Raw genomic sequence first — 26757 nt, forward strand, 5'->3', positions numbered from 1 at the left:
GTTCAGTCGCGCTCCAGCGCGCTTCTCACCGCTTTGGCCAAGGCATCGGCGCGGAACGGCTTAGCCAATAACGGCGCATTGGGAGCAATCGCGCGGATCGCCTCGGTCTCGCTGTAGCCCGAGACGAACAGGATCGCCTGGTCGGGCCGCTCGGCGAGGATGCGGCTGGCGACCTCGGCGCCCGACAGCCCGGGCATGATGAAATCGAGCACCACCAGGTCGGGGCGCTCGGCGGCAATCGCGTCCAGGCCCGATTTGCCATCGGCCGCCTCGCGCACCTTGAGGCCCTGCTCGGCGAGGCTTTCGCAGATGAAGCTGCGGACGTCGGGGTCGTCGTCGATCACCAGCACCCGCGCCCGCCGCCGCGCCTGCGGCGCCGCCGCGACCTCTTCTTCGCCGGCATGCTCGGCGACCGGCTGGTCGGCGGCCCTGAACAACAGGCGCACGGTGGTGCCGTGGCCAGGCTCGCTGTCGATCGTAACGCTGCCGCCCGACTGGCGCGCCATGCCATAGACCATCGACAGGCCGAGCCCGGTGCCCTTGCCGACTTCCTTGGTGGTGAAGAACGGCTCGAACGCGCGGCTCGCCACGTCGGCGTTCATCCCTTCGCCGGTATCGGTGATCGCCAGCTCGACATAGTCGCCGTCAGCCAGCACCGCGTCGCCCGCCAGCTCGACCAGCCGGGTCGAAATGCTCAGCACGCCGCCGTCGGGCATCGCGTCGCGGGCATTGATGACGAGGTTGAGTACCGCCACCTCGAGCTGGGTCGGGTCGGCCATCACCGGGATCATCTGCCCGGCGAGCGCGAAGCGCTTCTCGATCCCCGGCCCGAGCACGTTGCGCAGCAGCGGCCGCATGTTCTCGATCAGCGGCCCGACGTGGACCGGCCGCACCTCGAGCCGCTGGACCCGGCTGAACGCCAGCAGCTGCCCGGTCAGGCGCGCTCCGCGCTCGGCTGCGGCGAGCGCGTTGGTGGCATAGCGCTTGAGCTTTTCCTCCTCGACGCGCTTGGCGATCAGGTCGAGCCCGCCGACCACCACCGTCAGCAGATTGTTGAAATCGTGCGCGATGCCGCCGGTCAATTGGCCCAAAGCCTCCATCTTCTGGCTCTGGCGCAATTGCTCCTGCGCGCCCTTCAGCTCGGTGATGTCGCGCGCCTCGAACAGGAGATAGATGATGTCGCCATTCTCGCCGCGCACGGGCTGCACCGAAATGTCGAGGAAAGCGGTGGGGACGCCTTCGCGCTCCATCTTCACTTCGCGGTTGAACAGCACGCCGGTGGCGGCCGCGGCGACCGCCTCCTGCATCAGGCCGATATGCTGGGGATAGGCCTGGAGCGTCGGCGCATCCCAGATCTTGCGGCCCAGCGCACTGTTCGGATTGGCGTCGCGCCACACCGCCTGCTTGCGGTTGAGCTGGACGATGGTGCCGTCCGGCTCGAGCAGCACCAGCACCTCGAGCACGGTATCGAAAATGGCGCGGAACTGCGCTTCCGAGGCGGCCAGTTCCGCGGTGCGCTTGTCGACCTGCGCGCGCAGCTCGAGCTCGGCTTCCTTGGCCACCGTGATGTCGCTGGCGACCCCGATGAACCCGGTGAACTCGCCGTCGGCGCCGAACCGCGGTGACGACACGCTGCGCAGCCAGCGATACTCGCCGTCGGCTCGCAGATAGCGCCCCTCGAGCGGGAACGGTTCTCGGCTGGCCTCGCCGGCGATGCTCTCGGCGACGATGCGGTCGACGTCGTCGGCGTGGATGCGGCCGCGCCAGTCGAACGCGCGCGCTTCCTCGCGGCTCATGCCGAGGAAATCGGCATAGGCGTCGTTGACGAAGTCGCGGGTGCGGTCGAGCCGGGTGACCCACATCAGCGCCGGCGCCGAATCGGCGATGCGGCGGAAGCGGCGCTCGCTTTCCTTCAAGGCGCGTTCGGCGGCGCGCTGCTCGGTGACGTCGCTGACCAGGATCACCACGCCCTGGACGGAGCCGTCGGCGGGGTTGATCCACGGCACGTAATCGGTCTGGACGGCCAGCGGCCCGCGCGTCGGATGCTCGAAGTCGGAGGCGAAATACTGGCGGTCGCCGGCCAGCGCCGCGGCGATCATCGGCTTGCGCACGTCGTACGCCGCCGTCCCGAGCACCTCCTCCAGCGTGCGGCCGAGGATCTCGGTGCGGGGCCGCTCGAACCACTCGGCGAGCGGCTTGTTGAGGAAGCGGTAGCGCTGCTCGCGGTCGACATAGGCGACCAGCACCGGCAGCAAGTCGGCCAGCGCCAGCATCCCCGGCTGGCTGAACATTTCATGCGGCAGCTCGAGCGGGCCGTCATCCCCCGCCGCGCGTCCACGCGTCGGGGATTTGCCCTTGGAATCAAGTGTGCGCGCCATCGCCGGCCATGATTGCCACAATCCGCGCCGAAGTCACGGCGGCAAATGGCGGCCCGGGCCGAACCGCGACTGTTGTGCCGGCAACACGCCCGCGCAGCGAAGTGACGTCCATTCGCCGATCGGTTCAACAACTGTTAGTTTATGGGCTATTATGCATGTACTGGCACCGGTTCGCCGCGTCCCGTGAGGGCGCGACCGGCAAGCAGGTATATTGAGGGGGCGAGAGCCTTGTCGCAGCTGTTGGGACGACTGGCGCTGGGGGCTGCGGGAGCAGCGCTGATGGCGGCTGCCCCCGCTGGCGCGGCCGACCTTGCCGTCCCGGCCACGGTGCCGGCTGAATCGCCGATGGCCGCGCCCGCTGCGGCACCCGCACCGGCGCCTGCCGTCGACCCGGTTCCGGCCGGAACCGCGATCGCAGTCGCGGCCTATTACAAGGCGCGCCAGGACCAGCCGATCTGGCTGCGCAATGCCAACAACATCGAGGCCGCGCGCTCGCTGGTGCCGATCCTGAAGCGCGGCGAGCTTGACGGTCTCGCCAACGCCCCGGCGCATGCCGCGGCGGTCGAGGCCGCTTTGGCCAGGCTGCCCGCCGCGACCCCCGCCGCCGCGCTCGAAATCGAAAAGACCATTTCCGCCGCGTGGGTGCTGTATTTCCAGGCCCTCAAGGCGCCGGTGCCCGGGATCGCCTTCGGCGACCCCAATTTGGCGCCGCGCCCGCTGACCCCCGAACGCGTGCTGCTCCAGGTCGACCACGCGGCCTCGGCCTTGTCCTATGTCCAGACGGCGGCGCGGGTGAACCCGATCTACGCCCAGCTGCGCGACGCCGCGTGGAGCCAATTGCAGGTTCCCGGCGGGGTCGTCGACGGGCGGCTGGTGGCCAACCTCGCCCGCGCCCGCATGCTGCCGCAAAGCGGCCGCTACGTGATCGTCGACAACGCCACGCAGCGCCTGTTCATGTATCAGGACGGCCAGCTGCAGGATTCGATGAAGGTCGTCGTCGGCAAGCGCGCGACGCCGACCCCGCTGGTCGTCAGCACGATCAGCTACGCCACCTTCAACCCCTATTGGAACATCCCCACCGACGTCGTCCGCCGCACCGTCGCGCCGGCCGTGGTCAAGAAGGGCGTGGCGCATTTGAAGGCGTCGAATTTCGAGGTGGCGTCGGACTGGACCGATCAAGCGACCACCGTCGCGCCCGACACCGTCGACTGGAAGGCGGTTGCCGCCGGCACCCAGGAGATCCGCATCCGCCAGCTGCCGGGCAAGAAGAACATGATGGGGGCGATGAAGTTCAACTTCCCCAACGCCGACGGCATCTATCTCCACGATTCGCCGCTGCGCGACCTGTTCACCAAGCCGCAGCGCAATTTCAGCTTGGGCTGCATCCGCCTCGAGGATGCCCCGCGGCTGGCACAGTGGCTGCTCGGCCGCGAGCCGGTGCCGCCGTCGGCCGACCCCGAGCAGCACGTCAAGCTGCCCAAGAGCGTTCCGGTCTACGTCACCTATCTCACGGCGCATGCCGAGAACGGCCAGGTGACCTTTGCGCAGGACGTCTACGGGCTCGACGCCGCGCAGTCGGCGAGCCGGCTGGCCGCGGCCAACTAGCGCGGCCGTCCTCGCCCTGCCGCGATGGGCAGGCGCCGAACTTGGTGGTAATCGTGCGGGCGCCGCCACCCGCGGCCGGAACCGCTGGCCATGACCGACGCACCACCGCCCAACGGCTCCGCCTTGTGCCTCGACTGCGCGCTGTGCTGCCACGGCGTGCTCCACGACCGCGCCGACCTCGAAGCTGAAGAAGTCGATCAGATGCGCGCGCTCGGCATCGAAATCGAACGAACCGGCGATGATGCCTCGTTCATCCTGCCGTGCCCCAAGGTGGCGGGGACGGTGTGCACCATCTACGACCAGCGCCCGTCGTGCTGCAGCGGATACCGCTGCGGCCTGCTCGACAATTACACCTCCGGGCGGATCACGCGGGACACCGCGCTGTCCTATGTCGCGGAGGCGAAACGGCTGCTCCAGCTGCTCGGCGAGACGCTTCCGCCGGGCCAGTCGCTGCGCGCGGCACGGGCGGAATGGCGCTCGGGCGAGATGTTGCGCCGGGCCCAGGCGGCGGACGGCGAGGGCCGGCGCACCGGGGGCCTCAACCAGCTCAACATGACCGTGCTGGGACGCTTGCTCGACCGCCATTTCCTCGCCCCGCGCGAGCCGCGGATGGTCGCCTCGCCGGCCGAGATGGCACCTACCGAACCCGGCGGCACCGGCGTCTAACCGTCATCGCCGCGGCGGTGGAAGCGGCCGTCCGGCTGGCGCAGGAACGCGGTCTGGTAGCCGGTGGTGCGGTAGATCTTGTCCCAATGCGCCATCTTGTCGGTGCCGAAGTTGAAGCACAGCAGGGCGACCGGGTCGGGCGAGGCGCCGGGCCGCGTGGAATGGCTGAAATGGTCGCCGAAGATGATCGCCTCGCCCGGCGTGTAATCGTAGTCCGCGACCGTGCCCTTGACCGTGCGGTAGACCAGCCCGAAGCCGGCGGCATTGGCGGTGATCGGCGTCAGCAAGGTGAACGCCTCGTTGTTGGTCTTCTCCCAGTCGACGTGAAAATGCGCCGCGCGGCATTCGCTGCGGACCACGACGAACCCCGCGTACAGCCGCACCTCGCGCTCGAGGTCGAGGAACGGGCGGACATGGGCGGCGACGCCGAGCCGGTCGAAGGCCGACTGGAAGTGCGCGAAACTCGCTTCATGGCGCGCCGAAATCCAGCGGATATCGCTGTCCCATTGCGGCCGCTCGACCTGGTAGTCGGCATCGTCGGGGGATCCCGCGGCGAGCGGCAGGAACTCGCGCACGATCGCCTCGTCGACGGCCACCGTCATCGCATTGGCGGCGGCCAGCTCGGGGTTGATAAAGTGCTTCACAATCCCGCCGCCGCTATGCTTACAGCCGCTCGATAATCGTCACGTTGGCGATGCCGCCGCCCTCGCACATCGTCTGCAGCCCGAACCGCCCGCCGCGGTGGCGCAGCGCGTGGACCAGGGTTGCCATCAATTTGGCCCCCGACGCGCCCAATGGATGGCCCAGCGCGATCGCGCCGCCGTGCACGTTGAGCCGCGCCGGGTCGGCGTCTAGCTCCTTAAGCCACGCCAGCGGCACCGGCGCGAACGCCTCGTTGACCTCGTACAGGTCGATCTCGCCGATCTCGCGCCCGGCGCGCTCGAGCGCGCGGCGGGTGGCGGGGATCGGCTCCTCGAGCATGATCACCGGGTCGCCCGCGGTGACCGTCAATTGGTCGATCCGCGCCAATGGGGTCAGCCCGTGGTCGCGCAGCGCGCGCTCGCTGGCGATCAGCACCCCCGATGCCCCGTCGCAAATCTGGCTGGCGTTGCCGGCGGTGATCGCGCCATTGGGTTTGAGCGTCTTGAGCGCGGCTAACCCCTCCGCCGAGGCATCGGCGCGAATTCCCTCATCGCGCGTGTGCGATCCCTGTTTGCCCTCGCCATCGACCCCCTTGAGCGGCACGATCTCGCGCTCGAACGCGCCGCTGTCGGCCGCCGCCGCCGCTTTGCGGTGGCTGTCGAGCGCGAAGGCATCGAGGTCGTCGCGCGAAAAGCCGTATTTGGCGGCGATCGCCTCGGCGCCGTGAAACTGGCTGAACTCGGTCACCCCATAGCGCTCGAGGATCGCCGTGCTCCACGGCCCGGTGCCGATCCCGGCCTGGAGCGGCAGGAACACCGGCGTCCCCATCGGCACCCGCGTCATGCTTTCGACCCCGGCGGCGACGACCAGGTCCTGGGTGCCGCTCATCACCGCCTGCGCGGCGAAGTGGATCGATTGCTGCGAGCTGCCGCACTGGCGGTCGATGGTCACCGCGGGCACGCTGTCGGGCAGCGACGATGCGAGCACCATATTGCGGCCGATGTGAAAACTCTGCTCGCCGATCTGGCTAACGCAGCCGACGATGACGTCCTCGATCGCCGCCGGGTCGACATCGCTGCCGGTAACCAGCGCGTCGAGCACCGCGGCGCCGAGGTCGGCCGGGTGCCACTCGCGCAAGGCGCCGTTGCGCTTGCCGCCGGCGGTGCGCAGCGCGGCGACGATATAGGCTTCAGCCAATCACGTTCCTTCCACGTCGAGGAATGCCTCGACCAGCCGGTTGAACTGGGCCGGCTGCTCGAGGTTGGCGATATGGCCCGCCGCGGCGATCACTTCCAGCCGCGCCCCGCGAATCGCCGCCGCCAACGCCTCCGACAGTGCCGGCGGTGTCGCTTTGTCCTCGGCCCCGACCAGCACCAAAGTCGGCACCGCGATGGCGCCAACGCGGTCGCGCTGGTCGGCCAGCCACACCGCCTCGACCCCGACCGCGAATGCCGCCGGGTCGATCCGCGCCATCGTCGCGCGCACCTCGTCATGCACCGCCGCCGGCGTTTCGGCGGCGAGCAGGAACGGCGTGCGCTGCTCGGCCAATACCGCCATCCCGGCGCCGCGGCTGGCGGCCAGGCTGCGCTCGTAGATCCCGCGCCCGTCGGGGTGGACCGCGAAGCTGTCGGCGAGGATCAGCGAGCGGCACCGCGCCGACGCGGCATGGTGCATCGCGATCGCCACCACCCCGCCGAGCGACAAGCCGCAGACATGCGCCCCGCCGATCCCGAGCGCGTCCATCGCGGCGAATATCGCGAGCGCATAATCGTCGCGGGTGGTGCCAGGCGGCGCGGGACTGCTGTCGCCGTACCCGGGATAATCGAACGCGACCGTCCGGCGCTCGGCGCCAAAATGCGCCAGCTGCGGCCACCACACCGATTTGTCCGATCCGACCCCGTGGAGGAAGACGAGCGGAGTCGATGGGCCGCCGCCGACCTCCTCGACGCCAAGCCGGGCTCCCCCACCGATATCGACCTGCCCCATCCCGGCATGATGGCGTTGGCGGGTGGCTTTGCAAGCGCTACGCTCGCGCCATGACGCGGATGACGGTCAATGGCGAGGCGGTCCATTACAAGCTCGACCCGGCGACCCCGTTGCTGTGGGCGCTGCGCGACGCGTCCAACCTGACCGGCGCCAAATACGGTTGCGACACGCGCGACTGCGGCGCGTGCACGGTGATCGTCGACGGCCGCGCGACGATGAGCTGCGGCGTCACCATCGCCGCGCTCGAGGGCGCCGACATCGTCACCATCGAAGGCCTCGCCGCCGACCGCGCGCACCCCGTGCAGCAGGCGTGGGCGGCCGAGCAGGTCAGCCAGTGCGGTTTTTGCGATCCCGGCTTCATTCTTGCGATCGCCGCCTTGCTCAAGGCCAGCCCGAGCCCGAGCCCCGAGCAGGTCGACGCCATTCCCAATCTGTGCCGCTGCGGCGCCTACCCGCGCATCCGCCGCGCCATCGCGCGCGCCGCCGCGTCGGCCACCCGCACAGCACCGCCGACGCCCCCGCCGATCGCCGCACCGCCTCCACCGGCAACCAAGCGTTAATTCTCGGCTCATCTGACGCGGCGCACGTTGCGGCTTCGAATCGATCCCATGTTGAGGGTTGCCGTCATGCGTATGTTCATTCTGGCCTTGCTTGCCACCACCGCGGCCCCTGCTTTGGCCGCCGAGGACGGCGACCGCCGGTCAGCCCGCAGCGAGGCCCGCGCCGAACGCGTCGAACGCGCCGAACGAGTCGAGCGCGCCGAACCGCGACCCGCGCCCAAGGTCCAGGTGTCACGCCCGAGCGGCGATTCCCCCCGCACCGTCGACGTCTCCGACCGGCGCCTGGTGGCCCGCCCCGACGGGGCGCCCGCCCCGCTCGGCCGGCGCGGCTTGTCCGGCGGCGAACACCGCGGGGTTGCGCCCGGCGCCTTCGGGGCGCGGCCGGAAGCACCCGATTCGGTGCGCGACTGGCGCCGCGCCGAGCGCAGCGGACGCGTCCGCCCCGGCACCATCGACGAGGCCACCGCTTTGCCGACCCGCCGCCGTGCCCCGGTCGCCGATAGCGACCGCGACGGCCATCGCCGCTGGCGCGACGGGCGCAACGACCGCTGGCGCGACGGCCGCAACGACGGCTGGCGCCACAGTTGGCGCGACGACCGTCGCTACGACTGGCGCGACCATCGCCGCCGCCATCGCTCGATTTTCCGTCTCGGCGCTTATTACGATCCGTTCGGCTGGGGCTACAATCGCTTCTCGATCGGCAGCCGGATGTACCCGCATTATTACCGCAGCAGCTATTGGCTCAACGACCCGTGGCAGTACCGCCTGCCCCAGGCCTACGGCCGCTACCGCTGGGTGCGCTATTACGACGATGCCTTGCTGGTCGATGTCTACACCGGCGAAGTGGTCGACGTGATCCACCAGTTCTTCTGGTAGCTCGCGCGCGTCGTTGGAGCCGCGTTCTAGTAGACGCGGGCCGGCACTTGGTCGAAGGGGCGTTGCGGTTTGTTCCGTGACGCCCCTTTCGCACATCCGAACCCCCGCTTGCCTGAGGAATCCGCCCGATGATGCTTCGTCCGCTGCTGCTGTCCGCCTCGCTCGCCGCGCTTGCCGGATGCGCCACCGTGCCGCCGCCCGAGCCGGTCCCGGTCGCGCCCGTCGCCGAAGCGCCCGCCACCCCCGCCGCGACCGCTGCGAGCGAGCACGAGCGGCTGTTCAACCTGTTCAAGCGCAGCGACGAGGAGTCGCTCAAGCGCAACCCGTTGAACGCGATCTTCCGCGGCGACCTGCGCTACGCCGACCGCTTCGGCGACAACATCAGCGACGCTTATTACGCGGGCGAGCGCGCCGCCGCCGAGGCCGACCTCGCCGAGCTGGCGACGGTCAATCGCGATGTTCTCAATGACACCGACAAACTCGCCTACGACGTGTTCGAATATTCCACCCGCGACACCCTGCGCGGCCTCCAGCCCGATCTCCTCGCGCTGACCGCGCCGCGCCCGATGAACCACTTTTTCGGCTTCCACACCTTCTACCCGACCTTCGCCAGCGGGCAGGGCGCGGCGCCGTTCAAGACCGTCGCCGACTATGACAACAACCTTAAACGCCACCGCGAGTTCGCGGTCTACCTCGACCGCGCGGTCGAGCGCTTCCGCGAGGGTGCGGCGAGCGGCGTGGTCGAGACCAAGATGACCGTGCGCAACATGATCGAGCAGCTCGACACCCAGGTGAAGCAGCCGGTCGCCGAGTCGACCTACTACGGCCCGATCAAGGCGTTCCCCGACACCGTCCCCGCGGCCGACCGCGCGCGCCTGACCGCCGAATATCGCGCGGTGATCGCCGACCAACTGTACCCCGCGCTGACTCGCCTGCGCGATTATCTCAAGGCCGATTATCTGCCCAAGGCGCGCGACGGCTTCGGCATCATGTACATGACCGGCGGCGACAAATTGTACCGCTATTTGGTGCAGTCGACGACGACCTTGCCGTTGACCCCGGAGGAGATCCACCAGACCGGCCTCGACGAGGTCGCGCGGATCACCGCCGAGATGGAAAAGGTCAAAACCGCGGTCGGCTTCAAGGGCACGCTCGGGCAGTTCTTCAACCACCTCCGCACCGACCCCAAATACAAGACCAAAACCCGCGAGGCGCTGACCCAGCGCTATTACGACATCGGCAAGATCGTCGACGCCAAGTTGCCGGCGTATTTCTCGACCATGCCCAGGGCCAAGCTCGAAATCCGCCCCTATCCCGAGTTCCGCGAAAAGTTCGAGGCCGGCGGCAGCTACGAGCAGGGCAGCCCCGACGGCAGCCGGCCCGGCGTGTTCTACTTCAACGCCTATGATTTGCCTTCGCGCACCTCGCCCGGGATCACCACGCTCTACCTCCACGAAGGCTCGCCCGGGCACCATTTCCAGATCAGCCTGGCGCAGGAGAATGAGGCGCTGCCGCCGTTCATGCGCTACGGCGGCAACACCGCATATGTCGAAGGCTGGGCGCTCTACGCCGAGACCCTGGGCTATGAGATGGGGGTGTTCGAGGACCCGATCCAGCGCTTCGGCACCTTGAGCGACGAGATGCTGCGCGCGATGCGGCTGGTGGTCGACACCGGCATCCACTCCAAGGGTTGGACGCGTGAGCAAGCGATCGAATACATGCTGAGCCATTCCGACATGGGCAAGACCGACGCCACCGCCGAGGTCGAGCGCTACATCGCGATCCCCAGCCAGGCGCTCGCCTACAAGACCGGCGCGCTGACCATCCAGCGCCTGCGCAAAAAGGCCGAGGCCGAGCTCGGCGAAAAATTCGACATCCGCGATTTCCACGCCCAGGTGCTGATGACGGGCGCGTTGCCGCTGGCGATCCTGGAGAAAAAGATCGACACCTGGATCGCGGCGAAGAAGTGACTCGCGCATCGCACTAGGTCGGGGAACAACCAGAGGAGGGGCAAATGACGAAAACGCGATTGCTGCTTTCGGTTGCAGCGCTGCTGCTGGCCGCGTGCCAGGCAGTTGAGAAACCTGCCAACGACGTCGCCCAGGCGAATAGCAGCGCCGCCGTCGATCCTGGCGCGGACGAGCAGGCAATCCGCGGGAATGTCGATCGCTGGATGGAGCTCGTCAAAGCCAAGGATGCCGCAGGCATTGCGCAGCTCTACGCCGAGGACGGCGCGGTGATGCCGCCCAACGCGCCGATCGGCAAAGGACGCGCGGCGATCCAGCAGACCTGGGACGCGATGATGCGGACGCCGGGATTCGATCTTACCATCGCTCCGGAGCAGATCGTAGTGTCCGCGGCGGGCGATATGGCGCTCGATCGTGGGACGTATCGACTCACGGTTGCGCCCGACGGCACGGCGCAGACCGACACCGGCAAATATGTGGTCGTTTGGCGGAAGGTCGGCAGCGATTGGAAAGCCGCGGCGGACATCTTCAATAGTGATTTGCCACCGAGCGGCGGTTAGCGCGGCAGGCAGGCGGATCCGGGCGCAAGGCCGCGATGACGGCTAATAAGTGGCGAGCGCCTCCGCGATCAATCGGCGGCTGTTGTCGACGCCGTAAAGCGCGATGAAGCTGCCCATGCGGGGGCCTTGCGAGCTGCCGAGAAGGGTTTCGTAGAGCGCCTGGAACCACGCCCGCAGCGGCTCGAATGCGTGGCGCTTGCCGACTTCGAACACGAGGTTCTGGATGGCGTCGGCGTCCGCCTCGGCGGGCAATTTCGCAAGCTCCTGGTCGAGGTCGCGCAGCGCCGCTGCCTCGGCCTCGCTCGGCGCGCGGCGCTCGAGCGTCGGGGTGACGAAATCGCGCGCGTAATTGACCGCCAGCCCGATCAGCGCGTCGAGCTCGGGGTCGGTCTCGGGCGAGGTCCCCGGCGCATAACGCTGGACGAACTTCCACGCGGTGTCGGTGTCGCCGCAACCGGGCAGCGAAGCGAGGTTGAGCAACAGGCCATAGGTCAGCGGCAGCGCGCTGTCCGGCACCTTGCCAGCATGAATATGATGCACCGGATTGCCGAGCTTCTGCTCGATCGGTTGCGCGGCGTAATTGCCGCGGAACTGGAGATACTCGTCCACAGCGCGCGGAATTACCCCAAGGTGCAAACTCTTCGCCTTCCTCGGCTCGCGGTAGATAAAGAAGGAAAGACTCTCCTCGCTGCCGTAGCGCAGCCATTGCTCGAGGCTCAGCCCGTTGCCCTTCGATTTGCTGATCTTCTCGCCACGCTCGTCGAGGAACATCTCGTAGTTGAACCCCTCGGGCGGCCGCCCGCCGAACACCCGCGCGATCTTGCTCGATTGGGTGACCGAATCGATGAGGTCCTTGCCGGCCATTTCGTAGTCGACCCCGAGCGCGACCCAGCGCGCCGCCCAGTCGACCTTCCACTGCAATTTGGCACGGCCGCCGAGCGCCGACTGGGTGACGCGCGCGCCGTCATCGTCGATAAACGAAATGGTCCCCGCCGCGGCGTCCTCGACCTGGACCGGCACCTGCAGCACGCGGCCGCTGCTCGGCGAGATCGGCAACAATGGAGAATAGGTCAGCCGCCGCTCCTCGCGCAGGGTCGGCAGCATCACCCCGAGCACGCCGTCCCAATTGGCGAGCACCGAACGGATCACATCGTCGAACCGCCCGCCGGTGTAGCATTCGGTCGCCGACAGGAATTCGTAATCGAACCCGAAGCGGTCGAGGAAATGGCGCAGCATCGCATTGTTGTGCGCGGCGAAGCTGTCGTGGGTGCCGAACGGGTCGGGGATTTTGGTCAGCGGCTGTCCGAGGTGCGCGCTCAACATCTCGCCATTGGGGAGGTTGTCGGGCACTTTCCGAAGCCCGTCCATGTCGTCCGAGAATGCGATCAGCCGGGTTGCCGCGCCGCCCGTCAGTTCCTCGTAAGCGCGGCGGACGAAGGTCGTGCGCAGTACTTCGTTGAAGGTGCCGATATGCGGCAGCCCCGACGGCCCGTAGCCAGTCTCGAACAGCATCGGCGCGCCGTCCGGCTTCCCCTCGGGCCAGCGCTTGAGCAGCTTGCGCGCTTCCTCATACGGCCACGCCTTCGATTGCAGCGCCACGTTGCGAAGATTGGCATCATCCATGTGCCGCGCATGTCGTTTCGCAAGTTCGAACGCAAGCGTTCCCCGGCGCAGGCCGGGGTCCAGGCCGGGCAAGGCCCGGATTGCTCGGTCACCCAAGCTCCTGCAGGAGCTTCCTGGACCCCGGCCTTCGCCGGCGAACTGTTGCCATTTCGTTCCCTTGGTCGCATTTCACCGTCATGACTGCCGTGCCGCTTCCCGCCTTGCACGCAACCCACGCCGGCATCTGGCTCTCCGCGGGCGACGGCGCCGCGCGCGAGGCGCAGCGCGGCGAAGCGATCGCGCGCGCCGCCGAAACCCCGCACATCCTGCTCAACGCGCCGCTGGTCGGCCAGCGCCTCGGCTATCCCGATTTGTCCGGGCTCGACCTGCTCGAACTGTTCGCCTTCATCCACCCCGCGCGGTTCGCGGTCCCGACCGTCGCAGGATTGAGCCGCGCGCTGGGCCTGACGCCGCCCGCGGCCGAGTCGGACGCCGCGACGCATTTGCGCGCGATCGCCGAGCGCCTGCTCGACGGCCTGACCGACCCCGATTGGCCCGAGCGCGAAGGCGCGTGGACCGCCAACGCCACGCTGCACCGCATCGGCTGGGGCTGGGCGCCACTGGTCGCGGCGCGGCTGGCGCGTCCCGAGGCCGGCGAGCGCATGCTGTTTTCGCGCCTCCCGCTGTGGGAGGAGGCCGCCGAGCGCCCGCCGCCGCGCACGATATCGGTCACCGCCGCCGACGCCGAGACGCGCCTCGCGGTGCTGACCGGCGCCGGCTCCGAACCGCGCGAGGGCCAGCGGGCGATGGCCGCCGCCGCCGCCGGCCTGTTCGCCCCGCGCCGCGCCGAGGGCACGCCCAATTTGCTGCTCGCCGAGGCCGGGACGGGGATCGGCAAGACCCTCGCCTACCTCGCCCCCGCATCGCTGTGGGCGGCCGAGGCCGGCGGCACAGTGTGGATCTCGACTTTTACCAAGGCGCTCCAGCGCCAGCTCGACGCCGAGGGCGCGCGATTGTTCGCCGACAAGGACGAGCGCACGCGGAAAATCGCGATCCGCAAGGGCCGCGAAAATTATCTCTGCTTGCTCAACCTCGAGGACGCGATGCAGGGCGCGTTCGCCGGCCGCGCCGCGATCCTCGCCCACCTCGTCGGGCGCTGGGCGGCCTATACCAGGGACGGCGACATGGTCGGCGGCGATCTCCCCGGCTGGCTGCCGAGCCTGTTCCGCCGCGCCGGCGCCGCTGCCTTGACCGACCGCCGCGGCGAATGCGTCTACGCCGGCTGCCCGCATTACCGCCGCTGCTTCATCGAGCGCTCCGAGCGTGCCGGGCGCGCCGCCGACCTGGTCATCGCCAATCACGCTTTGGTCATGATCAACGCCGCGCGCGGCCGCGAAGGCGGCACCCCGTACATCGTGTTCGACGAGGGCCACCATCTGTTCGACGCCGCCGATTCGACTTTTGCGGTCGCGTTCGGCGGGCAGGAGGCGATCGAGATGCGGCGCTGGATCGTCGGCCCCGAAAGCCGCGCGCGCGGCCGGCGGCGGGGACTCGCCGCGCGGCTGATGGATGTCGCGTCGTACGACGACGAAGGCGCGCTCGCGCTCGACGCGGCGGTCGAGGCGGCGCGGTCGTTCCCGTCCGACGGCTGGCTCCAGCGCCTCGCCGAGGGCGATCCGTTCGGTCCGGTCGAGGCGCTGCTCGCCGAGGTCCGCGGCACGGTTTACGCGCGGGCCAAGGCGCAGGATGCCGGCTACGGGCTCGAGACCGAGCTCGCCGAGCCCGACGGCGCTTTGGTGGCCAAGGCGGCGGGCGCGCTCGAGGCGCTCGAGGCCTTGCAGAAACCGCTCGCGGCGCTGGCGCGGCGGCTGGAGGCGGTGCTCGAGGCGGCGCCCGACTGGCTCGACGCGCAGGCGCGGGCGCGGGTCGAAGGCGCCATCCACGGCCTGACTTGGCGGCGCGAGACGCTCGCCGCGTGGATCGCTTTGCTCGGCCGCATCGGCGGCACCGCCGACCCCGAGTTCGTCGACTGGCTGGCGATCGAGCGCGCCGAGGGCCGCGAATATGATGTCGCGATCCACCGCCGCTGGCTCGACCCGACTCGCCCGCTGGCGGCGGCGGTGCTCGCCCCCGCGCACGGCGTATTGTTCACCTCGGCGACCCTGCGCGGCGGCGGCGGCGACTGGCCGGTCGCCGAACGCCGTACCGGCACCGTCCATCTGCCCGCCCCGGCGCGGCTGTTCGAGGCCGACAGCCCGTTCGATTACGCGCGCTGCGCCGAGGTGCTGGTGGTGACCGACTTGAAACCCGGCGACCTCGCCGCGCTGGCCGGCGCGTACGGCCGGCTGATCGAGGCGGCGGGCGGCGGCACGCTCGGGCTGTTCACCGCGATCCAGCGCTTGAAGGCGGTGCACGCGCGCATCGCCGACCGCCTCGCCCGCGCCGGTCTCCCGCTGATCGCCCAGCACGTCGACCCGATGGACGCCGGCACCCTGGTCGACATTTTCCGCGATGATCCGCGCACCTCGCTGCTCGGCACCGATGCCTTGCGCGACGGGGTCGACGTCCCCGGCGAATCGCTGCGGCTGGTGGTGATGGAGCGCGTGCCGTGGCCGCGCCCGACGGTGCTCCACGCGGCGCGGCGGATGGCCAATGGCGGCTCGGCCTATGACGACCGCGTGGTCCAGGCGCGGCTGGCGCAGGCGTTCGGCCGGCTGATCCGCCGCAACGGCGACCGCGGCCAGTTTGTCATATTGTCGGCGGCGATGCCGTCGCGCCTGCTCGCCGCTTTTCCCCCGCAAGTTCCGGTCCACCGCGTTCCCCTCGATCTCGCGATTGCGCGGGTCGCGGCGGCCTCGGCGCGGGCGCCGGCTGCGCTCCCGGCGACCACCGCGCCGGCATGAAGCGCCTGCTCATCCTGCGCCACGCCAAGTCCCCCGCCGCGCCCGAGCTGCGCGATTTCGACCGCCCGCTCAACGATGTCGGCCGCGCCGCCGCCGAGGCGCTCGGGCGCGAGCTGCTCCGCCTCGGAGTCGAGTTCGACTCGGTCATCGCCAGCCCCGCACGACGCGTCACCGACACCCTCGACCATCTCGCCATCGGCCTGGCCCGCACGCTGGCGCCGCGCTTCGACCGGAGCATCTACAACGCCGACACCGGCACCCTGCTCGACCTCGTCCGCGCGGCCGACGATGCGGCCAGCGCGCTGCTGCTGGTCGGGCACAACCCCGGTCTCGCGATCCTCGCGCGAATGCTTGCCGCCGACGACGGCACCCCGGACAGTCAGTCGCTGTCGGCCAAATTCTCGCCCGGAACGCTCGCCGAAATCAGCTTCGCGGCGGACCAATGGCAGGCCGTCGGCGAGGGCGGGGGGCGGCTGGTGCGGGTGATCCGTCCCAGCGACCTGGCGCGCTGAATCAGTCGCGCAGCGCGGCGATCAACCCGTCGCGGACGCGGGTCAGGCGCGCGATATCCAGTTGCGCGCCGGCGGAGCCTTGGGTCGGCGCGGGCGCGGGAGCGGCAACCGGCGCCGCGGCGATCGGCGCATCCTCGCCGCCATCGCGCTGGCGGAGCAGTTTCTGCACCCCTTTGACGGTGTAGCCGTCGGCGGTCAGCAGGCGGTGGATGCGCCGCGCCAAATCGACGTCGGCGGGGCGGTAGTAGCGGCGGTTGCCGGCGCGCTGGAGCGGCCGCAATTGCGGAAACTTGGTTTCCCAGTAGCGCAGGATGTGCTGGGCGACGCCGAGTTCGGCCGACAGTTCGCCGATCGTCCTGAACGCGCCTGGTGCTTTGTCGCCGGCGGCCGCCGCCATGCTATTTGGCGATTCGATCGCGCAGGATGTGGCTGGCGCGGAAGGTCATCACGCGGCGCGGGGCAATCGGCACTTCGACCCCGGTCTTGGGGTTGCGGCCGACGCGCTGGCCCTTGTCGCGCAGGATGAAGCTGCCGAACCCCGAAATCTTGACGTTGGCGCCGTCCGACAGCGCCGCGCACATGTGATACAGCACGCGCTCGACGAAGCTCGCCGACTCGGCGCGCGACAATCCCAAATTGCGGTGGACGATGTCGGCCAGGTCGGCGCGCGTCAGCGTCCCGGTGAGCCCGCCTTCATTGATCCGAGCGATCCCGAGATCGGCCATATCTTCCTCCCGCTCCTTCGCGCCCGAACCCCCTGCCGGGCATTGCATCTGCGTAACGGAAACTGCCCGTGTCGGCAATTCGACATTTCGCTCGATTCTTAAGCTATATCAATACTTGAGCGCCGCCGCGCCCCATGTAAACCCCCCACCCATCGCTTCCAGCACGATCAGGTCGCCGCGCTTGATGCGGCCGTCCCGGACCGCGGTGTCGAGCGCCAGCGGGACCGATGCCGCCGAGGTGTTGGCGTGGCGGTCGACGGTGACCACGACTTTTTCCGGCGGCAGCCCGAGTTTGCGCGCGGTGGCGTCGAGAATCCGCACATTGGCCTGGTGCGGCACCACCCAGTCGACATCGGCCGAGGTCAGGCCGGCGATGCCCAGCACTTCGTTGAGCACATCGGCGAGGTTGACCACCGCGTGGCGGAATACCTCGCGCCCCTTCATCCGCAATTTGCCGACCGTCCCCGTGGTCGATGGCCCGCCGTCGACGAACAGCAAGTCGTTGTGGCGCCCGTCGGCGTGGAGCTTGGTGGCGAGGATTCCGCGTGTCCCTTCCTCCGCGCGCAGCACCAGCGCCCCGGCGCCGTCGCCGAACAATACGCAGGTGGTGCGGTCCTCCCAGTCGAGCAGGCGGCTGAAGGTCTCGGCGCCGATCACCAGCGCGGTCTTGGCGCTGCCCGAGCGCAGCATCGAATCGGCGACGGTCAGCGCATAGAGAAAGCCGGTGCACACCGCGTGGACGTCGAACGCGATGCAGTCGGGGATGCCGAGCATCGCCTGGACCTTGGTCGCCGAGCTCGGAAAAGTCTGGTCGGGGGTCGCGGTCGCAAGCACGATCAGGTCGACCTCGGCCGCCGCGATCCCGGCATGCTCGAGCGCTTTGACGCACGCGTCATGCGCCAGCGAGGCGGTGGTCTCGCCGTCGCCGGCGATGTAGCGGCTGCGGATCCCGGTGCGCTCGACGATCCACTGGTCGGTGGTGTCGACGCGCTCGATCAGCTCGGCATTGTCGACCCGCCGCGCGGGCAGCGCCGAGCCGACCCCGGCCACCACCGAGCGGCGGGCGGTTGCGATCTCGCTCATTGCGCAGCCTCGGCGGCGAACGCGTGGGCGCGGAAATTGTCGAGGTCCTCGCCGATCTTGCGCGTGGTCTGGTTGCGCACCATCCGCGCCGCCACTCCGACCGCATTGGCGACCCCCTTGGCGTTGGCCCCGCCGTGGCTCTTCACCACCAGCCCGTTCAATCCCAGGAAAACCGCGCCGTTATGGTTGTTGGGGTCGAGGTGGACTTTCAATAAATTGAGCGCGGGCCGCGACAAAGCGAACCCGGCCTTCGAGCGCAACGAGCTCTTGAACGCATTGCGCAACAGGTCGGTGACGAACCGCGCGGTGCCCTCGGCGGTCTTGAGCGCGATATTGCCCGAGAAACCGTCGGTGACGACGACGTCGATATTGCCGCGCGACAATTGGTCGCCCTCGGTAAAACCGTCGAAGCGCAGCGGCAAATAATCGGCATCGCGGAGCAGCGCGGCGGCTTCCTTCAGCTCGTCGGTGCCCTTCAATTCCTCGGTGCCGATGTTGAGCAATTTGACCCGCGGCCGCGACAGCTCGAGCACGGTTCGCGCATAGGCCGCGCCCATCACCGCGAACTGGACGAGGTTCTGCGCGTCGCACTCGGTGTTGGCGCCCAAATCGAGCATCACGCAGTCATGCGTGCCGAGCGTGGGCAGCAGCGCCGCCAGCGCCGGGCGGTCGATCCCCGGCATGGTGCGCAGCGCAAGCTTGGCCATCGCCATCATCGCGCCGGTGTTGCCGCCCGACAATGCGGCGTCGGCCTGGCCGTCCTTGACCGCGTTGATCGCCATGCCCATCGAGGTGGTGCGGGCGCGGCGGATCGCCTGGCTCGGCTTCTCCTCGGGGGTGATGAAGTCGGTGGTGTGGATCAGGGTCAGCGCCTGCTCCAACCCGCGATAGCGCGCCAGCTCGGGGCGGATCCGCGTCTCGTCGCCGAACAGCAGGAAGTGGAGGTCGGGCTCCTTGCGCCGCGCGCGGGCGAGCCCGCCAAGCATCGCGGCGGGACCGCTGTCGCCCCCCATGGCGTCGATGGCGATGCGCGGGCCTGCGGTCATCGCGTGGCGCCTTGCTCCGCTAGACCGGTCAGGCCTCGCTCGAGACGATCTCGCGGCCGTTGTAGTGGCCGCACGGCACGCACAGATTGTGCGGCAGCTTCAGTTCGCCGCAATTCGGGCATTCCTGGAAGTTGACCGGCGACAGCGCATGGTGGCTGCGGCGCATGTTGCGCTTCGAGGGCGAGGTTTTTCTTTTCGGAACGGCCATTTCGGCACCTGCTAAATCTTGGACGACAAAAAAATTGGCGACGATCTGCGCCTAGCTCGAACGGGACAGTCCCGTGGCGGCGGTCGATCGTCGCGAACGCGGCTCCTATAGCGCATGGGCGACACAGCGCAAGGCTCCGCCGTTCGACCAACACTGCCGGGCAGTTCGTTACGGACGGGAATCGACTCCGTTCGCGCACCCTGTCAGGACAGGCGCTCGATTCGGCAGGGGGAGCCAATCATGAAAAAGCCAATGGTGTATCTGGCCGCGGCCGCGGTCGTGGCGGCGCCGCTGATGGCCACGGACCCGGCCCATGCGGCGGCGCGCAAGGACGGGGGTGCAAGCGATATCCAGTCGTTCTGCCGCGAGCTGGTCGCCAGCGGCGATGTCCCCGGGCTGTCGATGGGCGAATGCGTCAGCCTCAACATCAGCTCGGATTCGGAAAAGGGCGGGTTCGTCGCCCATCGCTGCGACAATTGGCGGGATGCCGCCGAGCTCGAGCTGGCCGGCTTCAGCTCCTACGCTGATTGCATCCGCAGGTTCACGCCATAAGGCGGGCGACCTGCCCTTAGCTCACGCCGCCGCCAGCACACGGTCGCCGACCAGGGGATTGGTCGCGCGCTCGTGGCCGAAGGTCGACATCGGGCCGTGGCCCGGGACGAACGCGGTGTCGCCGCCCATCGGCCACAGCCGCTCGGTGATCGAGGCGATCAGCTGGGCGTGGTTGCCCATCGGGAAATCCCAGCGCCCGATCGAGCCCTTGAACAGCACATCCCCGACCAGCGCCAGCTTCGACGGCGCGTGGTGGAACACGACATGCCCCGGCGTGTGCCCCGGGCAGTGGCGGACATCGAAGGTCAGCTCCCCGACCGTCACCCTGTCCTGATCGACCAGCCAGCGGTCGGGCGCGAACGGCTGGCCGAACACGTTCCAGCGCCGCCCGTCCTCCTCCAGCCGGCTGATCCAGAACAGGTCGGCCTCGTGCGGGCCCTCGATCGGCACGCCCAGCTCGGCGGCGAGCACCCCGGCCGATCCGCAATGGTCGATATGACCGTGGGTCAGCAGGATCTTCTCGATCGTCACCCCATTGTGCGCCGCCGCCGCCTTCAATTGGGCGAGGTCGCCGCCGGGATCGACGAACGCCCCGCGCATCGTCGCGGTGCACCACAGCAAGGTGCAATTCTGCTGCAGCGGCGTGACCGGAATGATCGCCGCCTTGAGCGGAGGAGGGGCGGGCGCATTCATCGCTTGAGCAGATTGCTCTGCCAGAACATCATCGTCGACCAGAACAGATAGTCGACATTTTCCTTCTTGGCGAAGCCGTGGCCCTCGTTTTCGCCGACCAAATACCACACCGGATTGCCGCCGCTGCGCACCGCCTTGACGATCTGGTCGGCCTCCGACTTGGGCACCCGCGGGTCGTTGGCGCCCTGCACCACGAACAGCGGCGCGCGGATCTCGCCGACCCGCCTGAGCGGTGCGATCTCGAGCAATTTGGCGCGCTGCGCGGGGTCGCGCTCGTCGCCATATTCGACCCGGCGCAAGTCGCGGCGATAGCTTTGGGTGTTCTCGAGGAAGCTGACGAAATTGGAGATCGCGACGTTGCACAAGGCGCCCTTGAAGCGCGCCGGATAGGCGATCGCCGAAGCGTAGCACATGTAGCCGCCGTAGCTGCCGCCGGTGACCGCCATGCGACCGCCGTCGAGCCGCGGGTCGGCGCTCAGCCGGTCGAGGAAGGCGCCGATGTCCTTGACCGAATCCTCGCGCTTGAACGGCCCGTTGTCGAGGCTGACGAAGCGCTTGCCGTAGCCCGACGAGCCGCGCACGTTGGGGAAGAAGATCGCGATCCCGAGCTCGTTGAGGAGATAGTTGTTGCGCCCGAGGAAGCTCGGCCGGAACTGCGCTTCGGGGCCGCCGTGGATGTTGACGATCAGCGGCCGCTTGCCGGGAAAGCGCTTGGGGTCGGGGCGGTAGAGGAAGCCCGAAACCGCCTCGCCATCGAAGCTTTTGACTTCAATCAGCTCGGGCGCGGCGTTGACCGTGGGGTCGAGCCCGCCGGTCTCGCTTTCGGTCCAGCGCGTCACCGCCAGGCTCGCCGGGTCGACCGCGAAGGCATCGGCCGGGCTGTGCGCCGACGACAGGGTCAGGCCGAGCGTGCCCCACGGCGCGAACTCGAGCCCGCTCACCACCCCGACCGGCAGCGCGGTGACCGCGCGGCTGGTGCCCGACGCTACGTCGAGCAAATGCAGCCGGCTGCTCCCGGCCTCGTTGACGGTGAAAGCGACGGTCCGCCCGTCCTCGCTCAGCGCGAACTCCTCGACGTCCCAGCGCCCGCCCGGCGTGACCGGGGTAAAGCGCCCGGTCGCGGGATCGAGCGTGCCCAGCCGCTGGACGTCGGAGCCCTCGTCCGAGGTCACCCACAGCCGCCCGTCGGGCCCGAACTCGGCATCGCCGTAGCTGATTGCCTGCGCGTGGTCGCCGATCGCCGTCAGCTTACCCGTCGCAATTTCGAGCAAATACGGATCGGCGTCGGTGATCGAGATGTAGTTGAGCACCACCGCCTGCGTCCCGCCCGGCGCGAAGTCGGCGAAATTCCACCCGCCGCCCTTCACTTGCGCCACCAGCCGGTCGCTCTTGGGGTTGCGCGGGTCGACCACATAGAGGTCGCTGTCGCTGCCGTTGCGGCGGGTCGAGCTGTAGCCGGCGATCTTGCCGTCCTTGCTCCAGCTGCCGAACTCGTTGCGGCTCTTGCCGTCGGTGACCTGGGTCAGGCGGCCCGCCTTCAAGGTGAACAACTGAAAAAATTCATCGCCGCCCTTGTCGCGGGTGACCACCAGAGTGTCCCCGGTCGGCGACCAGCTGCCGCCGACCGGCTCGGCCTCGAAGCTGATCTGGCGGCGCATGCCGAGCGGCGCGGCGACCTTGTGCAATTGCGCGGTGTTGGCGAACCGCGTGGCGATCAGCATCGAGCGGTCGGCCGCGTTCCACCCCGCGAAGCCGGCGCTGCGGAACTCCATGTAGGGGCGGCTGGTCACCGCCAGCTCGTCGGGCACCGGCGGCACCCCGTCGGCGGTCAGCGCGGCCGGCTTGGGCACCTCGGCGGCGGCGGGGACGGAAATCGAAAGGGCCGCGACGGCGACCAGCAACAGCGGTTTACGCAAGGCGATACTCCAGGTGGGCAGGCTTAAGGGGTGGGGGTGAGCGGCGACAGCGCCGGCGGGACATGGGTCATCCGCACCGCCATGTCCTCCGCCCGGCGTAGCGCGCGCAGCACATTGCCCCCGGCGAGCTTGGCCAAATTGGCGTCGCTCCACCCGCGGCGGATCAATTCGGCGAACAGAACGGGGTAGGTGGCAACGCTGTCGAGCCCCTCGGCGGTGAACGGGATGCCGTCGAGATCGGCGCCGATCCCGACATGGTCGTGCCCGGCGACCTTGACGATGTGCTCGATATGGTCCGCGACCAGGCCGACCCCGACGGTTGGCCGCGGGTGAGCTGCATCCCACGCCTTGAGCGCGGCCTCGGCGGTCGCCGCGCTGAACGGGGTCAGCGCCTTCAGTCGAGCCTCCTCGGCGGTCCGCTGCAGTGCAAATTGTCGCACCTCGGGCGACAGGAACACCGGGAAGAAATTGACCATCACCACCCCGCCATTGGCCGGCAGCAATTGCAGAACATCGTCGGGCACGTTGCGCGGGTGCGGGTTGAGCGCAAAAGCGTTGGAGTGGGAGAAGATCACCGGCGCCTGGCTCATCGGGATGGCGTCCTTCATCGCCGCCGGCGAGACGTGGCTCAAGTCGACCAGCATCCCGAGCCGGTTCATTTCCTTGACCATCACCGCGCCGACCGGGCTGATCCCGTCATGCTTGGGCTCGTCGGTCGCGCTGTCGGCCCATTCGGTGGTCTGGTTGTGGGTCAGCGTCATGTAGCGCACGCCCAGCGTGTAGAATTGGCGCAGCGCGGCGAGCGACCCGCCGATCTGCCGCCCCCCCTCGATCCCGAGCAGCGACGCCACTTTTCCCGCTTTGTGGATGCGCACCACGTCGTCGGCGGTCGACGCCAGCGCGAGGTCCTGCGGATAGGCCGCGATCAGCCGCCGCGCGATGTCGATTTGCTCGATGGTGGTGCGGATCGCCTCGTCGCCGGTGATCGTGCCCGAGATATACACCGACCAGAATTGCCCGCCGACGCGCCCCGCGCGGAGCCGCGCCATGTCGGTCATCAGCGGTTTTTCGAGCTTGTCGGCGCCGCTCTCGAGCCCGCTCACACCGAACGCATATTTCTCGCGCAGCTCGCCGGGCAAATCATTGTGCCCGTCGATCAGCGGGGTGCGCTTGAGGATGCGGTCGATCCGCGCCTGGACCTTGGGGTCGATCGGCGCGGTCTGCGCGGACGCGGCGGCGGCGGTCGCCAGGAGAACGGCAAAGCCGAGCGATTTGAGGCACATCATCGGGCGGGGTTTACGGACGCTTGGCCAAGCGTGCAATTGCCTTGGCATGCCCGCCGCGCCGTTCCTGCTGTTCGACGACGCCCGCCCCGGCGGCGCCCCCCCGCGCCTCTATCGCAATCCGGTCGGCGAAGTGGTGGCGCATAGCGAAGCCGAAGTCCTCCCCGCGCTCGAACAACTCCGCGCCGAGATCGCCAGCGGCCGCCATGCCGCCGGCTTCCTCGCCTACGAAGCCGGCTTCGCGCTCGATCCCGCGCTGGCGGGCAAGGCGCGTGCCATCGCCGGCCCCTTGCTGTGGTTCGGACTGTTCGACGGGTTCGAGCGCGCGCGGCCCATCTACGGCACCGCGCGCCTCGGCCCGCCGCGCCCGCGCATTGCCGCCGAAGCCTACCTCGCCGCCGCCGCCCAAGTCCGCGAGCATCTGTTCGCCGGCGATTTCTACCAGGCCAATCTGACCTTCGGCTGCGACGTGACATTGCTCGGCGACCCGCTCGCCGCATACGCCCAGCTGCGGCGCGAGGCGCTTCCCGGGTGGGGCGGGGTGGTGCGCCACCCCGGCGGCTGGCTGCTGTCGCTATCGCCCGAGCAGTTTTTTACTATTCGCAACGGGAACGTCGAAGCCAAGCCGATGAAAGGTACCGCGCCGCGCTTCGCCGACCCCGCGGCCGATGCCGCCGCCATCGCCCACCTCCGCGGCGACCCCAAGCAGCGCGCCGAGAATCTCATGATCGTCGACCTCTTGCGCAACGACCTCGCGCGCATCGCGGAGACCGGCAGCGTCGAGGTCCCCGCTCTGTTCGAGGTCGAAAGCTTCCCCACCGTCCACCAGATGGTGTCGCGGGTCACCGCCACCTTGCGCCCCGGGCTCGACGCGATCGACGTGCTGCGCACGATCTTCCCGTGCGGCTCGATCACCGGCGCGCCCAAGATCTCCGCCATGCTCCATTTGCGCGAGCTCGAGCCCGAACCGCGCGGCGCCTACACCGGCTCGATGGGCTGGATCGAACCCGGCGGGGATGCGTCATTCAACGTCCTCATCCGCACCCTCGAGCTCGCCGACGGCGCCGCCGCAGCCCGCCTCGGGCTCGGCTCGGGGCTTGTCGTCGACAGCGTTGCCGCCGATGAATGGGCCGAGTGCCGCCTCAAGGGAGACTATGTGACCCGCGCCGCCGATTTGCCCGACCTCATCGAGACCATGCGCTTCGACCCCGAGGAGGGGGTGGTCGAGCTGCCGCGCCACTTCCAGCGCCTGCAGCGCTCGGCGGCCGAGCTCGGCTTCACCTTCGACCATCACGCCGCGCGCAACGAACTCCAGGCCGCGACCTTCGGCAAGAAACATGTCTGCGCCGCGCGCCTGCTGCTGTCGCCAACCGGCACGATGGCGATCGAGGTCAAGCCGATCGACGAGCCCGCGCCGGGCCCGGTCGAGGTCAAACTTTGCCCATTGCCGGTCGCCACCGATGACGCCCGCCTCCGCCACAAGACCAGCGAGCGCGGCTTTTACGACGACGCGCGGACCGCCAGCGGCGCCTTCGAAGTGGTCTTTACCGATCCCGAAGGCTTCGTCACCGAAGGCAGTTTCACCAACGTCTTCGTCGACCGCGGCGGCACCTTGGTCACCCCGCCGCTCAGCCGCGGCCTGCTCCCCGGCATCCTCCGCGCGAGCCTGGTCGACAGCGGCAAGGCGATGGAATGCGACCTCATCGCGGCCGACCTCGCCGACGGCTTCTACATCGGCAACATGCTGCGCGGCCTGCTCCGCGCGCGGCTGGCATGAACAGTTTCCTAGTCCTTCTGGCCGCGATCGCCTCAGCGTCGACTCTTGCCGCGAAACAGGATCAAGCCGGCCCGTACACTCAAATTGGAACCAGCGGCGACACGTCCGAGGCGTCGAACGGGCGTCTCAGGGCCAAGCTCCTGGTCGTCCCCGATATCGACGCGTTCTGGAAAGCATGGGAGGTCTCAACGCCACCGCAGATTGTCACGACCGACACGATTACGCACGCCAAGCCCGTTCACGCCGTAATCGTGTTCAGCGGCTGCACCCCCGGGGGCGACGGGCAGTGCAAATTGTCGGTGACATTCGCCGTGACCGCGCCAGACGGTCGGCCTTATGACAAGGAAACTACCGCCGCAGCATGGGAGGGGCCGGCCGGCGGCGACCACCTGCTCGCGTCATCGGCATCGTTCGGATTTCACCTGGAGACAACGGACCAACTCGGTCGCTACCAGATGAAGGCGACCCTAACCGACGAGATTTCGCGAACTTCCTTAACCATCAGAAAGGCCGTGGTCGCGGTTGCCGCCTCAGGCCGCTAGCGGAAACCGCAGCAGGCGGTCGGCGATCGGCACCAGGGCCGCCGCCGGCCCGCCGACATGGCGCATGATCTCGGGGTGCGCGGCGTCGAGCCCGCCGGTCAGCGAGCCGAACGCGGGCAGGATCAGCTTGGTCGCCGACGCCACGAAGCACCGCCGCGACACGTTGCGCCCGTGCAGATGGAGCCGCAATTTGGGGTGGAAATGCCCCGAGATCTCGCCGCGCGGCTCGCCCACCACCGCCTCGTGGCGCAGCACGATCCCGCCAACCTCGACCTCGTCGGCGATCCGCCCGCCGCACAAGTCGGAAAAACCCGGGTCGTGGTTGCCGACGATCCACACCCAGTCGAGCGCCGCGGTCAGCCCGGTCAGCATCGCGCGCGGCGCCGCGGGCAGCCGGTCGCACCCCTGAGGATCGTGAAAGCTGTCGCCGAGGCAATATAATCGCGCCGCGCCGGTGCGCTCGACCATCGCCGCGACCGCGCTGAGCGTCGCCGCCGAATCGTACGGCGGCAAGAACTGCCCCCCCACCGCGAACCAGCTCGCTTTCTCGAGGTGCAAATCGGCGAGCAGCAAGGCGTTTTGCTCGGGCCAGAACAACGCGCCCTCGCCACAAGCGGCAAACTCCGCACCAGCGAACGAAAGGGGAACCATAGCCAGCGCTTTACCGCGTTGGCG

Annotated in this window: 25 protein-coding genes; 11 read left to right on the forward strand and 14 right to left on the reverse strand. The window is 68.9% G+C overall.

The genetic code is table 11. The features are described from left to right. Window positions 1-2: 2 nt before the first annotated feature. Window positions 3-2378, reverse strand: coding sequence for a PAS domain S-box protein (locus tag RMP08_RS06735; protein WP_310468224.1), 2376 nt, complete (start codon window positions 2376-2378; stop codon window positions 3-5). 279 nt (window positions 2379-2657) lie between these two features. Here RMP08_RS06735 and RMP08_RS06740 point away from each other — a divergent pair, with 279 nt between their 5' ends. Continuing rightward, window positions 2658-3983, forward strand: a complete 1326-nt coding sequence (locus RMP08_RS06740; protein ID WP_310468225.1) for a L,D-transpeptidase family protein — start codon at window positions 2658-2660, stop codon at window positions 3981-3983. Between the two features lie 90 nt (window positions 3984-4073). Then, on the forward strand, window positions 4074-4649 hold the full coding sequence (locus tag RMP08_RS06745; protein WP_310468226.1) for a YkgJ family cysteine cluster protein: 576 nt from the start codon (window positions 4074-4076) through the stop codon (window positions 4647-4649). Here RMP08_RS06745 and RMP08_RS06750 read toward each other — a convergent pair. Genes RMP08_RS06750 through RMP08_RS06760 form a run of 3 tightly spaced genes read right to left on the reverse strand, consistent with a single transcriptional unit; the run spans window position 4646 to window position 7277 of the window. Beyond that, window positions 4646-5293, reverse strand: coding sequence for a hypothetical protein (locus RMP08_RS06750; protein ID WP_310468227.1), 648 nt, complete (start codon window positions 5291-5293; stop codon window positions 4646-4648). The two genes, RMP08_RS06745 and RMP08_RS06750, sit on opposite strands and share 4 nt — an antisense overlap. A 19-nt stretch (window positions 5294-5312) precedes the next feature. Continuing rightward, on the reverse strand, window positions 5313-6488 hold the full coding sequence (locus tag RMP08_RS06755; protein ID WP_310468228.1) for an acetyl-CoA C-acetyltransferase: 1176 nt from the start codon (window positions 6486-6488) through the stop codon (window positions 5313-5315). After that, window positions 6489-7277 carry an alpha/beta fold hydrolase gene (locus RMP08_RS06760; RefSeq protein WP_310468229.1) on the reverse strand — a complete coding sequence of 263 codons (789 nt, stop codon included), beginning with the start codon at window positions 7275-7277 and terminating at the stop codon, window positions 6489-6491. A gap of 50 nt (window positions 7278-7327) precedes the next feature. Between RMP08_RS06760 and RMP08_RS06765 the strand changes: the two genes are divergently transcribed. From RMP08_RS06765 to RMP08_RS06780, 4 genes are all read left to right on the forward strand, one after another. After that, window positions 7328-7837: a 2Fe-2S iron-sulfur cluster-binding protein gene (locus RMP08_RS06765; RefSeq protein WP_310468230.1), complete on the forward strand. Its 510-nt coding sequence runs from the start codon at window positions 7328-7330 to the stop codon at window positions 7835-7837. A 66-nt stretch (window positions 7838-7903) separates the two neighbouring features. Beyond that, window positions 7904-8713, forward strand: a complete 810-nt coding sequence (locus tag RMP08_RS06770) for an RcnB family protein (RefSeq protein ID WP_310468231.1) — start codon at window positions 7904-7906, stop codon at window positions 8711-8713. A 128-nt stretch (window positions 8714-8841) separates the two neighbouring features. Then, entirely contained in the window at window positions 8842-10683 is a 1842-nt protein-coding gene (locus RMP08_RS06775) for a DUF885 domain-containing protein (RefSeq protein ID WP_310468232.1), read from the forward strand. 44 nt (window positions 10684-10727) lie between these two features. After that, window positions 10728-11240, forward strand: coding sequence for an SgcJ/EcaC family oxidoreductase (locus RMP08_RS06780; RefSeq protein WP_310468233.1), 513 nt, complete (start codon window positions 10728-10730; stop codon window positions 11238-11240). A gap of 42 nt (window positions 11241-11282) precedes the next feature. Here the strand turns inward: RMP08_RS06780 and RMP08_RS06785 are convergent, their stop codons facing one another. After that, entirely contained in the window at window positions 11283-12863 is a 1581-nt protein-coding gene (locus RMP08_RS06785; protein ID WP_310468234.1) for a lysine--tRNA ligase, read from the reverse strand. 176 nt (window positions 12864-13039) lie between these two features. On the opposite strand from RMP08_RS06785, the gene RMP08_RS06790 reads away from it, so the two are divergent. Beyond that, the gene (locus tag RMP08_RS06790; RefSeq protein WP_310468235.1) at window positions 13040-15745 is read left to right on the forward strand and encodes an ATP-dependent DNA helicase; all 2706 of its coding nucleotides are present in this window, start codon (window positions 13040-13042) and stop codon (window positions 15743-15745) included. Beyond that, on the forward strand, window positions 15742-16257 hold the full coding sequence (locus RMP08_RS06795; RefSeq protein ID WP_310468236.1) for a histidine phosphatase family protein: 516 nt from the start codon (window positions 15742-15744) through the stop codon (window positions 16255-16257). The genes RMP08_RS06790 and RMP08_RS06795 overlap by 4 nt, the downstream gene beginning before the upstream one ends. A 1-nt stretch (window position 16258) precedes the next feature. Here the strand turns inward: RMP08_RS06795 and RMP08_RS06800 are convergent, their stop codons facing one another. The 5 genes from RMP08_RS06800 to rpmF form a co-directional block, all read right to left on the reverse strand. After that, complete coding sequence (locus RMP08_RS06800; protein WP_310468237.1) at window positions 16259-16654, reverse strand: MerR family transcriptional regulator; 396 nt, start codon at window positions 16652-16654, stop codon at window positions 16259-16261. 1 nt (window position 16655) lies between these two features. Beyond that, a complete protein-coding gene (locus RMP08_RS06805) occupies window positions 16656-16982 on the reverse strand; it encodes an integration host factor subunit alpha (protein WP_310468238.1) in 327 nt (108 codons plus the stop codon). 108 nt (window positions 16983-17090) lie between these two features. Further along, window positions 17091-18065, reverse strand: a complete 975-nt coding sequence (locus tag RMP08_RS06810; RefSeq protein WP_310468239.1) for a beta-ketoacyl-ACP synthase III — start codon at window positions 18063-18065, stop codon at window positions 17091-17093. Next, window positions 18062-19111, reverse strand: a complete 1050-nt coding sequence (gene plsX, locus RMP08_RS06815) for a phosphate acyltransferase PlsX (RefSeq protein ID WP_310468240.1) — start codon at window positions 19109-19111, stop codon at window positions 18062-18064. The genes RMP08_RS06810 and plsX overlap by 4 nt, the downstream gene beginning before the upstream one ends. A 28-nt stretch (window positions 19112-19139) precedes the next feature. Beyond that, complete coding sequence (gene rpmF / locus RMP08_RS06820; protein ID WP_310468241.1) at window positions 19140-19319, reverse strand: 50S ribosomal protein L32; 180 nt, start codon at window positions 19317-19319, stop codon at window positions 19140-19142. Window positions 19320-19559: 240 nt separating this feature from the next. Here rpmF and RMP08_RS06825 point away from each other — a divergent pair, with 240 nt between their 5' ends. Next, a complete protein-coding gene (locus tag RMP08_RS06825; RefSeq protein ID WP_310468242.1) occupies window positions 19560-19871 on the forward strand; it encodes a hypothetical protein in 312 nt (103 codons plus the stop codon). A gap of 21 nt (window positions 19872-19892) precedes the next feature. Here the strand turns inward: RMP08_RS06825 and RMP08_RS06830 are convergent, their stop codons facing one another. Genes RMP08_RS06830 through RMP08_RS06840 form a run of 3 tightly spaced genes read right to left on the reverse strand, consistent with a single transcriptional unit; the run spans window position 19893 to window position 23766 of the window. Further along, window positions 19893-20564, reverse strand: a complete 672-nt coding sequence (locus RMP08_RS06830; RefSeq protein WP_310468243.1) for an MBL fold metallo-hydrolase — start codon at window positions 20562-20564, stop codon at window positions 19893-19895. Beyond that, the gene (locus RMP08_RS06835) at window positions 20561-22480 is read right to left on the reverse strand and encodes a prolyl oligopeptidase family serine peptidase (RefSeq protein WP_310468244.1); all 1920 of its coding nucleotides are present in this window, start codon (window positions 22478-22480) and stop codon (window positions 20561-20563) included. The genes RMP08_RS06830 and RMP08_RS06835 overlap by 4 nt, the downstream gene beginning before the upstream one ends. A gap of 23 nt (window positions 22481-22503) precedes the next feature. Further along, complete coding sequence (locus tag RMP08_RS06840; protein WP_310468245.1) at window positions 22504-23766, reverse strand: dipeptidase; 1263 nt, start codon at window positions 23764-23766, stop codon at window positions 22504-22506. A gap of 46 nt (window positions 23767-23812) precedes the next feature. Between RMP08_RS06840 and pabB the strand changes: the two genes are divergently transcribed. Together pabB and RMP08_RS06850 are read left to right on the forward strand one after the other, a co-directional pair. Beyond that, window positions 23813-25540, forward strand: coding sequence for an aminodeoxychorismate synthase component I (gene pabB, locus RMP08_RS06845; RefSeq protein WP_310468246.1), 1728 nt, complete (start codon window positions 23813-23815; stop codon window positions 25538-25540). Continuing rightward, a complete protein-coding gene (locus tag RMP08_RS06850) occupies window positions 25537-26082 on the forward strand; it encodes a hypothetical protein (protein ID WP_310468247.1) in 546 nt (181 codons plus the stop codon). Before pabB ends, RMP08_RS06850 begins: the two co-directional genes overlap by 4 nt. Here RMP08_RS06850 and pdeM read toward each other — a convergent pair. Next, a complete protein-coding gene (gene pdeM / locus RMP08_RS06855) occupies window positions 26071-26733 on the reverse strand; it encodes a ligase-associated DNA damage response endonuclease PdeM (protein WP_310468248.1) in 663 nt (220 codons plus the stop codon). The genes RMP08_RS06850 and pdeM overlap by 12 nt on opposite strands. Between the last annotated feature and the right edge of the window lie 24 nt (window positions 26734-26757).

It is taken from the genome of Sphingomonas sp., from assembly GCF_031426035.1.
GTDB lineage: Bacteria > Pseudomonadota > Alphaproteobacteria > Sphingomonadales > Sphingomonadaceae > Sphingomicrobium.

Bases quoted from the DNA above. Each gene is read 5' to 3' on its own strand.
- RMP08_RS06735 (WP_310468224.1), bottom strand. From the start codon at position 2,378: ATGGCGCGCACACTTGATTCCAAGGGCAAATCCCCGACGCGTGGACGC.
- RMP08_RS06740 (WP_310468225.1), top strand. From the start codon at position 2,658: ATGGCGGCTGCCCCCGCTGGCGCGGCCGACCTTGCCGTCCCGGCCACG.
- RMP08_RS06745 (WP_310468226.1), top strand. From the start codon at position 4,074: ATGACCGACGCACCACCGCCCAACGGCTCCGCCTTGTGCCTCGACTGC.
- RMP08_RS06760 (WP_310468229.1), bottom strand. From the start codon at position 7,277: ATGGGGCAGGTCGATATCGGTGGGGGAGCCCGGCTTGGCGTCGAGGAG.
- RMP08_RS06765 (WP_310468230.1), top strand. From the start codon at position 7,328: ATGACGCGGATGACGGTCAATGGCGAGGCGGTCCATTACAAGCTCGAC.
- RMP08_RS06770 (WP_310468231.1), top strand. From the start codon at position 7,904: ATGCGTATGTTCATTCTGGCCTTGCTTGCCACCACCGCGGCCCCTGCT.
- RMP08_RS06775 (WP_310468232.1), top strand. From the start codon at position 8,842: ATGATGCTTCGTCCGCTGCTGCTGTCCGCCTCGCTCGCCGCGCTTGCC.
- RMP08_RS06780 (WP_310468233.1), top strand. From the start codon at position 10,728: ATGACGAAAACGCGATTGCTGCTTTCGGTTGCAGCGCTGCTGCTGGCC.
- RMP08_RS06785 (WP_310468234.1), bottom strand. From the start codon at position 12,863: ATGGATGATGCCAATCTTCGCAACGTGGCGCTGCAATCGAAGGCGTGG.
- RMP08_RS06790 (WP_310468235.1), top strand. From the start codon at position 13,040: ATGACTGCCGTGCCGCTTCCCGCCTTGCACGCAACCCACGCCGGCATC.
- RMP08_RS06795 (WP_310468236.1), top strand. From the start codon at position 15,742: ATGAAGCGCCTGCTCATCCTGCGCCACGCCAAGTCCCCCGCCGCGCCC.
- RMP08_RS06800 (WP_310468237.1), bottom strand. From the start codon at position 16,654: ATGGCGGCGGCCGCCGGCGACAAAGCACCAGGCGCGTTCAGGACGATC.
- RMP08_RS06805 (WP_310468238.1), bottom strand. From the start codon at position 16,982: ATGGCCGATCTCGGGATCGCTCGGATCAATGAAGGCGGGCTCACCGGG.
- RMP08_RS06810 (WP_310468239.1), bottom strand. From the start codon at position 18,065: ATGAGCGAGATCGCAACCGCCCGCCGCTCGGTGGTGGCCGGGGTCGGC.
- plsX (WP_310468240.1), bottom strand. From the start codon at position 19,111: ATGACCGCAGGCCCGCGCATCGCCATCGACGCCATGGGGGGCGACAGC.
- rpmF (WP_310468241.1), bottom strand. From the start codon at position 19,319: ATGGCCGTTCCGAAAAGAAAAACCTCGCCCTCGAAGCGCAACATGCGC.
- RMP08_RS06825 (WP_310468242.1), top strand. From the start codon at position 19,560: ATGAAAAAGCCAATGGTGTATCTGGCCGCGGCCGCGGTCGTGGCGGCG.
- RMP08_RS06830 (WP_310468243.1), bottom strand. From the start codon at position 20,564: ATGAATGCGCCCGCCCCTCCTCCGCTCAAGGCGGCGATCATTCCGGTC.
- RMP08_RS06840 (WP_310468245.1), bottom strand. From the start codon at position 23,766: ATGATGTGCCTCAAATCGCTCGGCTTTGCCGTTCTCCTGGCGACCGCC.
- pabB (WP_310468246.1), top strand. From the start codon at position 23,813: ATGCCCGCCGCGCCGTTCCTGCTGTTCGACGACGCCCGCCCCGGCGGC.
- RMP08_RS06850 (WP_310468247.1), top strand. From the start codon at position 25,537: ATGAACAGTTTCCTAGTCCTTCTGGCCGCGATCGCCTCAGCGTCGACT.
- pdeM (WP_310468248.1), bottom strand. From the start codon at position 26,733: ATGGTTCCCCTTTCGTTCGCTGGTGCGGAGTTTGCCGCTTGTGGCGAG.